Here is an 11233-nt window from a genome sequence, read left to right as displayed (position 1 = left end):
GCCGGCCTGATCGCCGCCCTACGGAAAGGCGCGCCGCCAACGGCGGCCGGCGAGCTGGCCGTCGCCGCGGCCAGCTCTACCGTGCAGCGGCTCGGCGGGCGGCCGGACCTGACCACACTGACCAGCTGACGGCGCAGCCGAGGGGACGGCCCGAGAACAGTTGAGCTTTGTCATGTCTCGCGTAATGCCGCCAGCAGCCGCCGCGCCGCGGCGACACGCCGCGCAGCCGGTCCGGTCAGAGCGTCTAGCGCGCATTCCGGATCAGCGGGTGGCCCCATGTGCCCACAGCCGCGGGGACAATCCTGAATCGCCTCCGCCAAATCGGTAAACGCCATCAGCACGTCGTCGGGTGCGATGTGGGCCAACCCGAAGGTGCGAATACCCGGCGTGTCGATCACCCAGCCGCCGCCCGGAAGCGGCAACGCCACCGACTGCGTCGAAGTGTGCCGCCCCTTACCGATATGGGTCACCTCCGCGACAGCCCGGTTCGCTTCTGGCACAAGGCGATTGACCAGAGTCGACTTGCCGACTCCGGAGTGACCGAGCAGCACCGTCACGTTGCCGCAGAGGAGATCGGCCGCAGGATCCAACGGATCTTCTCGGCCGGCGGCGACGACAGTGAGCTCGAGGTCGGCGAATTGTTCGGCGAACGGACCGGCGGGCGCGAGATCCGTCTTGGTCAGGCACAGGATCGGTTCCAGCCCGCCGGCGTAGGCAGCTATCAGCGCCCGGTCGACGAGCCCGGTACGCGGCGGCGGGTCGGCCAGCGCCACGACGATCAGCAGCTGATCAGCGTTGGCGACGACCACCCGCTCGGTGGGATCGGTGTCATCGGCGGTGCGCCGCAACACTGTTCGCCGCGGTCCGCGCCGCACGATACGGGCCAAGGCGTCCGGCCGCCCAGACAGATCGCCGACGATGTCGACGTCGTCGCCGACGACGATCGGGGTGCGGCCCAGTTCGCGTGCCCGCATGGTGGTGACGCGGCGGTCCGGATCGCCGTCGAGCGCACATCGCCAACGGCCGCGGTCGACGCTGACCACCATGGCCGGCTGGGCGTCGGCGTGCTCGGGACGGATCTTGGTGCGCGGCCGCGAGCCTCGTCCCGGGCGGACCTTGACGTCGGACTCGTCGAAGTCTCCTGGCCTCAACCCGAAGACCCCTGATCGGCCAGCATGTCGGCCCATAGTTGCGGAAAGCCAGGCAGTGTCTTGGCGGTGGTGGCGATATCGTCCACCTCGACGCCGGCTACCCGCAAGCCGACAATGGCGCCCGCAGTGGCCATCCGGTGGTCGGCGTAGGAATTCCAGATGCCTGGCCGCAGCGGTGTCGCGGTGATCACCAGACCGTCTGGTGTCTGCACGCAGCTTCCGCCTAGCCCGTTGATCTCCGTGCTCAGTGCCGCGAGCCGGTCGGTCTCGTGGCCGCGCAGATGCGCGATGCCGGTCAGCCTCGACACCGATCCTGGCGCAGCCAGCGCCGCGAGCACCGCCACCGCCGGCGTCACCTCCCCGACCTCACGTAGGTCGATGTCGAAACCGCCGTACTCCCGCGGCCCACGCACCTCGAGGTACGAATCCGCCTGTGTGACAACGGCGTTCAGGCGCTTCAAGATATCCAGGATGATGTCGGCCGGCTGGATGCTGACAGATGGCCAGCCGGTGATTCGCACGACGCCGCCGCTGACCACGGCCGCCGCCAGAAACGGAACGGCGTTGGACAGATCCGGTTCGATGTCCCAATGCCGCGCGGCCACCGCGGCGGGGCGCACCCGCCAACGGTTCGGCGTCGAATGGTCTACATCCACCCCGGCTTGGCGCAGCATCGCCACCGTCATGGCGATGTGCGGCGCCGACGGCAGTGTCGGTCCGGTGTGCTCGACGGTGAGCCCTTCGGCGAACGCGGCCGCGCACAGCAGCAGGCCCGACACGAACTGCGACGACGCGGATGCATCGATGCGCACCGTGCCGCCGCTGACCCTGCCCGCGCCGCGCACCCGGAACGGCAGCGCATCGCCGTCGACGTGGACACCCAGACTGCGCAGCGCGTCGAGCAGCGGCGCGATCGGCCGTGCCCGGGCCTGTTCGTCGCCGTCGAACTCCACTGTCGCATCGGTCAGCGCGGCCAGTGGCGGCACGAACCGCAGCACCGTGCCGGCCAGGCCGCAATCTACCCGGGCGTCGGGCACCGGGGAGAGCGCGCCGCTGACGGTCAGGCCGGTGCCGGATCCATCGACGCGCAGGCCCAGTGTGGTGAGCGCTCCGATCATCAGATCGGTGTCGCGGCTGCGCAGCGCGCCGCGGATCGTCGAGGCGCCCTGGCCGCTCGCCGCAGCCACCGCGGACAGCACCAAGGCACGGTTGGTCTGCGACTTCGAGCCGGGCACGGTCACGGTCGCAGACACCGGTCTCGGTGTGCAGGGCGCCGTCCACAGCTGGCTGGTCACGGGTCCATCATGGCTTGTCGGCGGCTGTCCTGCGGATAGGCCCGGCACTATGGAAGGTATGTGCGGACGATTCGCGATGACGACCGATCCGGCGAAGCTGGCAGAGAAGATCAAGGCGATCGACGAGGCCACCGGATCTCAGGGCGCTTCGGCCGCGCCCAACTACAACGTGGCGCCGACGACGACGATCGCGACGGTGGTGCGTCGCCACGACGAGCCCGACGACGAACCGAGCCGGCGGGTGCGGCTGATGCGGTGGGGGCTGATTCCTCCCTGGGTCAAGGCCGGGCCCGACGGCGCACCCGACTCCAAAGGGCCGCAGCTGATCAACGCCCGAGCCGACAAGGTCACCACTTCGCCGGCGTTTCGCGCGAGCGCCAAATCCAAGCGGTGCCTGGTACCCATGGACGGCTTTTTCGAATGGCACGCCAATCGCGAGCCGGGCAAGAAGGCCCGCAAAACGCCGTACTTTATCTACCGCGAAGACGGCGAACCGCTGTTCATGGCGGGCCTGTGGTCGGTGTGGAAGCCCGCGGAGGACGCACCGCCGCTGCTGACCTGCACCATCATCACCACCGGCGCGGTGGGCGAGCTGGCCCGGATCCATGATCGGATGCCGCTGGTCGTGGCCGAAAGCGACTGGGACCGGTGGCTAGATCCCGACGCCCCGCCGGATCGCAAGCTGCTGGAGGGCCCGCCCGACGTGCGCGGCATCCGGATGCGCGAGATATCGACGCTAGTCAACAACGTGCGCAACAACGGACCTGAGTTGATCGAACCGGCCGAGCCGCAACCCGAGCAGCCGACCCTGCTGTAGCTCTGGCGAGCGCCGAGGCGCGCTACGGCGCGCGGTAGCCGGGCGGGTCGGGGGTTTCCACCCACAGGTCCACCTGGAGGTTGCCGCCGGGTGTGCAGTCGTAGACCGACAGGTCAGTCACCCCCGCGTCGACCAGGACGTCCTCGCAGAACAGGGTATTACCGGTGAATTCTTTGGCGGGTTTGTTGAGGATGACGTAGGCCGCGTCGGCGTAGACGTCGGGCTTGCGTGACCGAGCCATCGCCTCCTCGCCCCCGAATAGGTTCTGCACCGCGGCAGTGGCCACCAGCGTGCGTGGCCACAGCGTGTTCGACGCGATGCCGTCGTCGCGTAGCTCCTCGGCCATGCCCAGCGCACACAGCGTCATCCCGAACTTGGCCATCATGTACGGCGTCGGCTTGAGCCACTTTGGATCGAGCAGTACCGGCGGCGACAGAGTCAGGACGTGCGGATTCTCGCGGCCCGTCATATGCGGGATACAGGCCTGCGACACCGCGTAGGTGCCGCGCACCTGGATGCCGTTCATCAAATCAAAGCGCTTCAGCGGCACCTCTTTGATGGATCCGAGATTGATCGCCGACGCGTTGTTGACGCAGATGTCGATGCCGCCGAACTGCTCCACGGTCTGGGCTACCGCTGCGGCCACCGCGTCACCGTCGCGGATGTCGCCGACGATCGGCAGCGCCTTGCCGCCGGCCTCCTCGATCTCCTTGGCGGCGGTGTAGACGGTGCCCGGCAGCTTCGGGTGGGGTTCGGCGGTCTTGGCGATCAGCGCGATGTTGGCGCCGTCGCGTGCGACCCGCTTGGCGATCGCGAGGCCGATTCCGCGGCTGGCACCCGAAATGAACATGGTCTTAACGGAGAGAGACATGGCGTCACACTAACGCCGCTTTGACGGCCCGCGGTCAGCGGTCCGGATTTGGGCATTCAGGCCAAATACGGCACCGGAAATAGCGCAATGCTTAATGCTGTTGATTGGTGCGGTTCATCTGTGGCGCAGCTCGCGGCCGGGCCGGAGCCGCCGAAGAACAGTTTGTCTGTCACAACCTCTAGATTGGGAGGAGGGGCGTCGGGTGTCAGCGGCGATGAGCCTGCTGGGTGAAGAGCAGCTGGCTCGCTGCCCCGAGCGTCAGGTGTCGCTGTCGGGGCTTTTCGGTGACACCCCGGCAGAAGGGACTGTGCTAACCAAGATGGCCGACAGCGACGACGCGACCGAACGGGAGATGGCGGAGATCGAAGAGCCGTCGGGTCCCGTCCGATCCGACGAGACGGACGAAGAGCTGACGGCGCGTTTCGAAAGCGACGCGATTCCGTTGTTGGACCAGCTCTACGGTGGTGCGTTACGCCTGACCCGCAATCCGCCCGACGCCGAGGATCTGCTTCAAGAGACGATGGTTAAGGCGTACGCGGGGTTCCGGTCGTTCCGCGAGGGCACGAATCTCAAGGCCTGGCTGTATCGCATCCTGACCAACACCTACATCAACAACTACCGCAAGAAGCAGCGCCAGCCCGCGCAGTATCCGACTGAGGAAATCACCGACTGGCAGCTCGCCGCCAACGCCGAGCACTCCTCGATCGGCCTGCGCTCAGCCGAGGTGGAAGCCCTTGAGGCGCTACCCGACACCGAGATCAAGGAAGCACTGCAGGCGTTGCCTGAAGAGTTCCGGATGGCGGTGTACTACGCCGACGTGGAAGGTTTCCCCTACAAGGAGATCGCCGAAATCATGGATACGCCGATCGGGACGGTGATGTCGCGGCTCCACCGCGGCAGGCGTCAGCTGCGGGGTTTGTTGGCCAATGTGGCCAAGGAGCGGGGCTTCATACGCGGTGATCAAGCAGCCGAGGAGGTGTCGTCGTGAGCGGCTACTCCTGCTCCGGTGGCGGCAGCGATCGGGACATGTACGCCGACTGCAGGCAAGTGATCGCCGAGATCTGGACGCTACTTGACGGCGAATGCACCCCAGACGCTCGCGAGAAGCTGCGCGAACACCTCGAGGCGTGCCCCGAATGCCTACGGCATTACGGGCTCGAGGAGCGCATCAAAGCGCTGATAGCCACAAAGTGCAAAGGCGAGAAGGCCCCGGAGCACCTTCGGGAGCGGCTGCGGCTGGAGATCAGCCGGACCACCATCATCCGCGGCTAGCCGCCCGCGTTGGGCCGCTTGCCGTGGTTGGCCTTGTTGTACTTGCGGTCGCGCTTTTTGCGGCCACGCTTGGCCATGCCGGAACCTCCTTGCAGCTGTGACGTGCGGCCCAGTCTTTCATTGCGGCCGACGCCGGCTGCGACCGGGCTAGACCACCGGGGTGGTCTGCACCGGCGCGAGCGAGGTGCTCTGGCCAGGCACGGCGGGCGTTTGCGCTGGCGAGAGTGGGCTGGTCTGCCCTGGTAGAGCAGGCGTTTGCGCTGGCGACAGCGGGCTGGTCTGCCCTGGTAGGGCAGGCGTCTGCGCCGGCGATAGCGGGCTGGTTTGGCCGGGCAAGGCGGGCGTCTGCCCCGGCAATAGCGGGCTGGTCTGCCCGGGCAATGCAGGGGTTTGGCCCGGCAGCAGCGAACTGGGGTAGCCGCCGCTGGGCGATAAGGAGCTCGGGTAACCGCCAGCTGGCGACAGCTGGCTGCCAGGAGTGGTTTCGGGAATGAGCGAACCGCTGCCGGGCAGCACCGAATTCAGCAGCGAATTTAGGACACCAAAGATCGTGTTGGCGGCGTTGACAGCGGAAGTCGGGTCCGCGACAGGAGCCGGAGCGGGATCGTCGACCAGCACAGGCGCAGGGGCGGCGGCGGCGACTCCGTTGCCCAACGTGATCGCGCCGACCGTCGCCAGCGCGAGCCCTACACCGGCGGTAACTCGGGTCAATGGGGTGCGGTGCCGCGGGTGCAAACGCGCGTTCAGGGACATCCGGATACTCCTCACTCGTGAGCCGCGGAATGTGCTTCCGACACAGAATTCACTTTGGTAACGATTCAGCTCAATAGTCACAGGAGGAACACGACACGATCACGGATCGAACTCTATAGATTCGCTTAGTAACCTTCGGATTTGCTTACTCTCGCCGCGCCTGCGGCGGGGGGCTTGCTCCACCGCACCGGCGGCGAGCGATTGTGGTTCGATGGAGCGGCGAGATTGCGCAACCATCGGCTAGGCGATGAACGGGGTGATGATGGCCGAGGACGTCCGGGCGGAGATCGTGGCCAGCGTGCTGGAAGTCATGGTCAACGAGGGCGATCAAATCGGCGAGGGGGACACCCTGGTATTGCTCGAGTCGATGAAGATGGAGATTCCGGTCCTGGCCGAAGTCGCCGGCACCATCAGCAAAGTCAGCGTGTCGGTGGGCGATGTCATCCAGGCCGGGGATCTCATTGCGGTGATCAGTTAGGCGTCGACGCATTCATCGTTGCTATCCGGAACTTGTCCGCGAGTAAGAGATGTCGACTCTCGGTGACCTGCTTGCCGAACACACTGTGTTACCGGGCAATGCCGTCGACCACCTGCACGCGGTGGTGGGGGAGTGGCAGCTGCTGGCCGACCTGTCGTTCGCGGATTATTTGATGTGGGTGCGCCGTGACGACGGCGCGCTGGTGTGCGTCGCGCAATGCCGGCCGAACACCGCTCCCACCGTGCTGCTGTCCGACGCAGTCGGCACGGTGGTCGCAGCCGAGCGGCTGCCGCTGGTCGCCGCGGCATTCACGTCCGGAACCATCGGACGCGAAAACGCTGCGGGACAACATTTTTCGTGGCAGCAGACCGGCCTGAACGTCGAAGCGGTGCCGGTGCGATACGGCGAACAAGTCGTGGCGGTGCTCACGCACCAAACAGCTCTGGCAGCCAACCGTAAGTCCAGCCCCCTGGAGACCGCGTATTTAGACTGCGCCGCTGATCTTGTCCATATGCTCTCCGAGGGCACGTTTCCTAACGTCGGCGACGTGGCGATGGCGCGCTCCAGTCCCCGAGCCGGTGACGGCTTTATCCGCCTGGACAACGATGGCGTTGTCTCCTACGCCAGCCCCAACGCTTTGTCGGCCTACCACCGCATGGGGCTGACGTCAGAGTTGAAGGGCCACAACCTCATTGAGATCACCCGCCCCTTGATCTCCGATCCATTCGAGGCGCAGGAACTGGCCGACCATGTGAGCGACTCGCTGGCCGGCGGCGCCAGCATGCGCATTGAGGTGGACGCGGGCGGCGCCACTGTGCTGCTGCGGACGCTGCCGCTGGTGGTGCATGGGTCGGCCGCCGGTGCCGCGGTGCTGATCCGAGACGTGACCGAGGTCAAGCGCCGAGACCGCGCACTGATGTCCAAGGACGCCACGATTCGCGAGATTCACCACCGGGTCAAGAACAACCTGCAAACCGTGGCCGCGCTGCTACGGCTGCAGGCACGCCGGACGACCAACCCGGAGGGACGTGAAGCTCTGCTGGAGTCGGTGCGCCGGGTGTCGTCGATCGCGTTGGTGCACGACGCGCTGTCGATGTCGGTGGACGAGGAAGTCAACCTCGATGAGGTGATCGACCGGATCCTGCCCATCATGAACGACGTGGCCAGCGTGGACACCCCGATCCGGGTCAACCGGGTTGGCGCGCTGGGAGTGCTGGATTCCGACCGCGCTACCGCGCTGATCATGGTCATCACCGAACTGGTCCAAAACGCGATCGAGCACGCTTTCGAGCCAGACGCCGCACAGGGAAGCGTGACCATTCATGCCGAGCGGTCGGCGCGCTGGCTTGACGTGGTGGTCCACGACAATGGCCGTGGCCTGCCGGATGGGTTCAGCCTGGACACCTCCGATCGGCTGGGCCTGCAGATCGTGCGGACACTCGTGTCAGCTGAACTGGACGGCTCACTGCATATGCAGGCCGCGACAGCCGGCGGCACCGACGTGGTGTTGCGGGTCCCGATCGGTCGGCGCGCGCGGTTAGCCCAATAAGTCGGCACGCAATATTGCGGCCCCGACAGTTGTCGAGGCCGCAATCCCGAGCAATTGGGTCAGACTCCGGTTCGTGCTTTCGTCCGGGCGTTGCGACGCTTGAGCGCGCGCCGCTCGTCTTCGCTCATTCCGCCCCACACGCCGGAGTCCTGGCCCGTTTCCAGAGCCCAGGCGAGACACTCCGTGGTCACCGGGCAGCGGTTACAGACCAGTTTCGCGTCAGCGATCTGCGCGAGCGCCGGCCCGCTGTTCCCCACCGGGAAGAACAGCTCCGGATCCTCGTCACGACAGACCGCCTTGTGGCGCCAATCCATACGTCGTTACTCCTCACTATGTGCGCAGCACAGCGCACAGGTGTTCTTCGGCTGTTAACGCGGGCACAACAAATGCTTCCGTACCGTTGCACGCGATCGTTTGATCGTTTCATAGGCACAACAGATGTCAATAGTCCCATGTCAGCACGTGGGCAATCTCACTTCGACGATCTGCTGGGAAAACCCACGAACCTTTGTACTACGCTTAACCCTAATTTGCGCCCCCGACTCGGGCGCTGTCTTATCGCTGCAGGTCAGAATCGTTTTTAGCGGGCGGGGCGACCACGGCCAGCGCGTCGGGCACCGCTCGGAACGTCATGTGCTCGCGCAGGCCGAGGTAGTCGCCGTCGAACTGGCTCGCGATCGGCGGGCCGCTACAGGTGACCTTCAGCCAAGCCGCGTCGTCGTCGCGGACGAGGTGCTTGGCCTCCAGCTTCGGCCGTTTCGACAGCATCCGGCGCAGCAGTCTCAGCGTGGGAATCACCTTCATCCCGGTGAGGGCGAACACCCCCAACCCCGTCTCGAAGGTGCAGCTCGGGTTGGTCCACATCGGACGGTTGTTGCTGTATGTCCACGGATTGGTATTGGTCACCCAGACGAAATGCGCCCCCGAAACGGGTTCACGGTCGGGTAGCTGCAGCGTCAATGTCGGCTCGCGGCGGGCGTAGGCGACCGTCGTGGGTATCGCCACCCGCCAATACCGCAGCGCGGTGACCTTGGTCCCTTTCGCGCGTTGGGCTTCCACCGCGGCCACCACCTCCGCGTCGACGCCCATTCCCGCGTTGAGCACGGCCCACCGCTCACCGCAGTCGATCAGGCTGATGCGGCGCCAGTTCTGCTGATGCCCGTACTTGTCGAGCAGCCCGAGAAGCTGGTTAGTGGCGACGATCGGGTCGGATGAGATACCCAACGCACGGGCCAGGACGTTAGCCGAGCCACCCGGCACGACTGCCACCGCCGGGACGTGGCCGGTCGGCAATGGCCCGGGCGGTCCGAGTAGGCCGTTGACCACATTGCTCACCGTGCCGTCACCGCCGTGCACCACGATCAGGTCCACACCGGCCTCAGCGGCCGCCTGCGCGATTTCACCGCCATGTCCGCGGTGGGTGGTGTGCTCGATAGTCAGTCGAAGACGACTTCGAAGCGCGTGCGCCAACAAATCTCGCCCGGCGGGGGTCGTCGAGGTCGCGGTGGGGTTGACGATCAGCACAGCGCGCATGTGGCAAGAGCTTAACCGCCGGCTCGTCGGAATCACCGGAGCCACGGGTGGCTACGCTGACGCTGTGAGTGTGCCCCGCGACCGGGAGCCGCGGCCAGCCCCGGCCAGTGTGCGGGGGGCGGGATTGATCGTCGCCGTGCAAGGCGCGGTCGGACTGGTTGTGGCCGCTGTTCTGGTGGTGCGGGCGCTCGCCGGGGCGGACCAGCGTGTGGTCAACGGTTTTGGCACCGCGGTGTGGTTTTTTCTGATCGGTGCTGCTGTGCTGGCCGCCGGATGGGGGCTGTTGCGCGGCAAGCGTGGGGGCCGCGGCTTCGCAGTATTCACTCAGCTGTTGGTGCTGCCCGTTGCGTGGTATCTGGTCGTCGGCTCGCACCGGCCGGTGTTCGGAGTCCCGGCGGCGGTATTGGCAGTGACGGCATTGGCGTTGCTGTTCAGTCCTGCTGCGCTGCGGTGGGCGGCTGGTGGTCAGCGCGGTTCGGCCAGCGCCGCCAACTCCGGCCCTGAGACGCGGTAGCTGATCAACTCCGGTTGGGCCCGAGCGCCGATCGCCCCGTACAACGCGATCGCGTCGGAATTCCAGTCGAGCACCGCCCAAGACAGCCTGGTGTAGCCGTTGTCGAGGCATTCGCGCGCCAGCGCCGACAGCAGCGCGCGGCCCAGGCCGCGTCGCCGAAATTGTGGCCGCACGTACAGATCTTCCAGGTACACGCCGGCCACGCCGTCCCATGTTGAGAAATAGTGAACCACAGCGCCATCGCGGCGACCTCGCCGTCAACGTCCGCGACGTGGCCGTGCACTGTCGGAAGATCGCCGAAAAGTGCTGCCGCCATTTGGCTTTCGGTGACGGTACACAGATCGGCGGCGTGCTCGAAGTCGGCTAGCTCGTGGACCATAGCGGTGATGTCGGCGGTGTCTGCTGGTGCGGCCCGACGAATGCGCCCTGTCACTGCTCTACTCCCAGCGCGTTCAATATCGTCGCGAATTTCGTTGTTGTTTCGTCGACTTCCTCATCGGGATCGGATTCGGCGACGATACCGCCGCCGGCGTGGGCGAGTGCGCTGCGGCGGTCAGCAGACAGCTGCGCCCCGCGAATCGACACTGCCCAGCGCCCGTCGCCCCGTGCGTCGCACCAGCCGACGGCGCCGGCGTAGAAACCACGGTCTCCTTCCAGCGTGGCGATGAGCTCGCATGCTTGTTTGGTGGGCACCCCGCCGACCGCCGGGGTGGGATGGAGCGCTAATGCTAAGTCCATTGCGGTCGTTGAACTTTCGCGGAGCCGGCCACTGATCGGCGTGCTCAGATGCCACACTGTCGCGGTACGGCTCAGCTCGGGACTCGGCGCGATTGTCAGCTCCTGACACAACGGCTGCAGCGCCGCACGCATGGTCTCGACCACCAGTTGGTGTTCGTGGCGGTTTTTGGCCGAACGGGCCAGCGCTGCGCCGGCTGCCTCGTCGAGCAGTGGATCGGCGGCGCGTGGCGCCGTGCCTGCGAGTGGCCGACAGGTCACCCGG

At 66.4% G+C, this 11233-nt stretch carries 13 protein-coding genes and 2 pseudogenes (1 of these 15 only partly in view); 6 read left to right on the top strand and 9 right to left on the bottom strand.

Features of this window, described 5'->3' with window-relative positions; translation table 11 throughout:
• Window positions 1–170: 170 nt before the first annotated feature.
• The gene (rsgA, locus tag ACFE99_RS07950; RefSeq protein WP_375484058.1) at window positions 171–1151 is read right to left on the bottom strand and encodes a ribosome small subunit-dependent GTPase A; all 981 of its coding nucleotides are present in this window, start codon (window positions 1149–1151) and stop codon (window positions 171–173) included.
• The gene (aroA, locus tag ACFE99_RS07945) at window positions 1148–2434 is read right to left on the bottom strand and encodes a 3-phosphoshikimate 1-carboxyvinyltransferase (protein WP_375484071.1); all 1287 of its coding nucleotides are present in this window, start codon (window positions 2432–2434) and stop codon (window positions 1148–1150) included. Before aroA ends, rsgA begins: the two co-directional genes overlap by 4 nt.
• Before the next feature lie 70 nt (window positions 2435–2504).
• Between aroA and ACFE99_RS07940 the strand changes: the two genes are divergently transcribed.
• Complete coding sequence (locus tag ACFE99_RS07940; RefSeq protein ID WP_375484055.1) at window positions 2505–3263, top strand: SOS response-associated peptidase; 759 nt, start codon at window positions 2505–2507, stop codon at window positions 3261–3263.
• 22 nt (window positions 3264–3285) lie between these two features.
• Here ACFE99_RS07940 and ACFE99_RS07935 read toward each other — a convergent pair whose 3' ends face one another.
• Window positions 3286–4134: an SDR family oxidoreductase gene (locus ACFE99_RS07935; RefSeq protein WP_375484053.1), complete on the bottom strand. Its 849-nt coding sequence runs from the start codon at window positions 4132–4134 to the stop codon at window positions 3286–3288.
• A 352-nt stretch (window positions 4135–4486) separates the two neighbouring features.
• Between ACFE99_RS07935 and ACFE99_RS07930 the strand changes: the two genes are divergently transcribed.
• Together ACFE99_RS07930 and rsrA are read left to right on the top strand one after the other, a co-directional pair.
• Window positions 4487–5122 carry a sigma-70 family RNA polymerase sigma factor gene (locus tag ACFE99_RS07930; RefSeq protein WP_375484069.1) on the top strand — a complete coding sequence of 212 codons (636 nt, stop codon included), beginning with the start codon at window positions 4487–4489 and terminating at the stop codon, window positions 5120–5122.
• Window positions 5123–5160: 38 nt separating this feature from the next.
• A complete protein-coding gene (rsrA, locus tag ACFE99_RS07925; protein ID WP_375484067.1) occupies window positions 5161–5406 on the top strand; it encodes a mycothiol system anti-sigma-R factor in 246 nt (81 codons plus the stop codon).
• Here the strand turns inward: rsrA and ACFE99_RS07920 are convergent.
• Window positions 5403–5483, bottom strand: coding sequence for a 50S ribosomal protein bL37 (locus ACFE99_RS07920; protein ID WP_375484065.1), 81 nt, complete (start codon window positions 5481–5483; stop codon window positions 5403–5405). The genes rsrA and ACFE99_RS07920 overlap by 4 nt on opposite strands.
• Before the next feature lie 70 nt (window positions 5484–5553).
• A complete protein-coding gene (locus tag ACFE99_RS07915; protein ID WP_375484051.1) occupies window positions 5554–6159 on the bottom strand; it encodes a hypothetical protein in 606 nt (201 codons plus the stop codon).
• Between the two features lie 262 nt (window positions 6160–6421).
• Here ACFE99_RS07915 and ACFE99_RS07910 point away from each other — a divergent pair, with 262 nt between their 5' ends.
• The gene (locus ACFE99_RS07910; RefSeq protein ID WP_324967266.1) at window positions 6422–6637 is read left to right on the top strand and encodes a biotin/lipoyl-binding carrier protein; all 216 of its coding nucleotides are present in this window, start codon (window positions 6422–6424) and stop codon (window positions 6635–6637) included.
• Window positions 6638–6686: 49 nt separating this feature from the next.
• On the top strand, window positions 6687–8186 hold the full coding sequence (locus ACFE99_RS07905; RefSeq protein ID WP_375484049.1) for a sensor histidine kinase: 1500 nt from the start codon (window positions 6687–6689) through the stop codon (window positions 8184–8186).
• A 59-nt stretch (window positions 8187–8245) separates the two neighbouring features.
• On the opposite strand, the gene whiB1 is transcribed toward ACFE99_RS07905, so the two are convergent.
• A complete protein-coding gene (gene whiB1 / locus ACFE99_RS07900) occupies window positions 8246–8500 on the bottom strand; it encodes a transcriptional regulator WhiB1 (RefSeq protein WP_375484047.1) in 255 nt (84 codons plus the stop codon).
• 241 nt (window positions 8501–8741) lie between these two features.
• Entirely contained in the window at window positions 8742–9719 is a 978-nt protein-coding gene (locus ACFE99_RS07895; protein WP_375484045.1) for a diacylglycerol/lipid kinase family protein, read from the bottom strand.
• Window positions 9720–9789: 70 nt separating this feature from the next.
• Here ACFE99_RS07895 and ACFE99_RS07890 point away from each other — a divergent pair, with 70 nt between their 5' ends.
• Window positions 9790–10233, top strand: a complete 444-nt coding sequence (locus tag ACFE99_RS07890; RefSeq protein ID WP_375484062.1) for a hypothetical protein — start codon at window positions 9790–9792, stop codon at window positions 10231–10233.
• Here ACFE99_RS07890 and ACFE99_RS07885 read toward each other — a convergent pair.
• Window positions 10185–10666 (bottom strand): annotated as a pseudogene (locus tag ACFE99_RS07885) (GNAT family N-acetyltransferase). The gene ACFE99_RS07890 and the pseudogene ACFE99_RS07885 overlap by 49 nt on opposite strands.
• A pseudogene (locus ACFE99_RS07880) lies at window positions 10663–11233 on the bottom strand (isochorismate synthase MenF); it runs 580 nt beyond the window's last position. Before ACFE99_RS07880 ends, ACFE99_RS07885 begins: the two co-directional pseudogenes overlap by 4 nt.

The sequence above is a fragment of the uncultured Mycobacterium sp. genome (assembly GCF_964249325.1).
Lineage (GTDB): Bacteria > Actinomycetota > Actinomycetes > Mycobacteriales > Mycobacteriaceae > Mycobacterium.
Note: the sequence above shows the minus strand (reverse complement) of the source record. Positions and strands in the feature narration are given on the sequence as shown.

Coding starts and splice junctions, on each gene's coding strand:
- ACFE99_RS07915 (WP_375484051.1), bottom strand. CDS start 6,159: ATGTCCCTGAACGCGCGTTTGCACCCGCGGCACCGCACCCCATTGACC.
- ACFE99_RS07895 (WP_375484045.1), bottom strand. CDS start 9,719: ATGCGCGCTGTGCTGATCGTCAACCCCACCGCGACCTCGACGACCCCC.
- rsrA (WP_375484067.1), top strand. CDS start 5,161: ATGTACGCCGACTGCAGGCAAGTGATCGCCGAGATCTGGACGCTACTT.
- ACFE99_RS07905 (WP_375484049.1), top strand. CDS start 6,687: ATGTCGACTCTCGGTGACCTGCTTGCCGAACACACTGTGTTACCGGGC.
- ACFE99_RS07930 (WP_375484069.1), top strand. CDS start 4,487: ATGGCGGAGATCGAAGAGCCGTCGGGTCCCGTCCGATCCGACGAGACG.
- ACFE99_RS07910 (WP_324967266.1), top strand. CDS start 6,422: ATGGCCGAGGACGTCCGGGCGGAGATCGTGGCCAGCGTGCTGGAAGTC.
- whiB1 (WP_375484047.1), bottom strand. CDS start 8,500: ATGGATTGGCGCCACAAGGCGGTCTGTCGTGACGAGGATCCGGAGCTG.
- ACFE99_RS07935 (WP_375484053.1), bottom strand. CDS start 4,134: ATGTCTCTCTCCGTTAAGACCATGTTCATTTCGGGTGCCAGCCGCGGA.
- ACFE99_RS07940 (WP_375484055.1), top strand. CDS start 2,505: ATGTGCGGACGATTCGCGATGACGACCGATCCGGCGAAGCTGGCAGAG.
- ACFE99_RS07920 (WP_375484065.1), bottom strand. CDS start 5,483: ATGGCCAAGCGTGGCCGCAAAAAGCGCGACCGCAAGTACAACAAGGCC.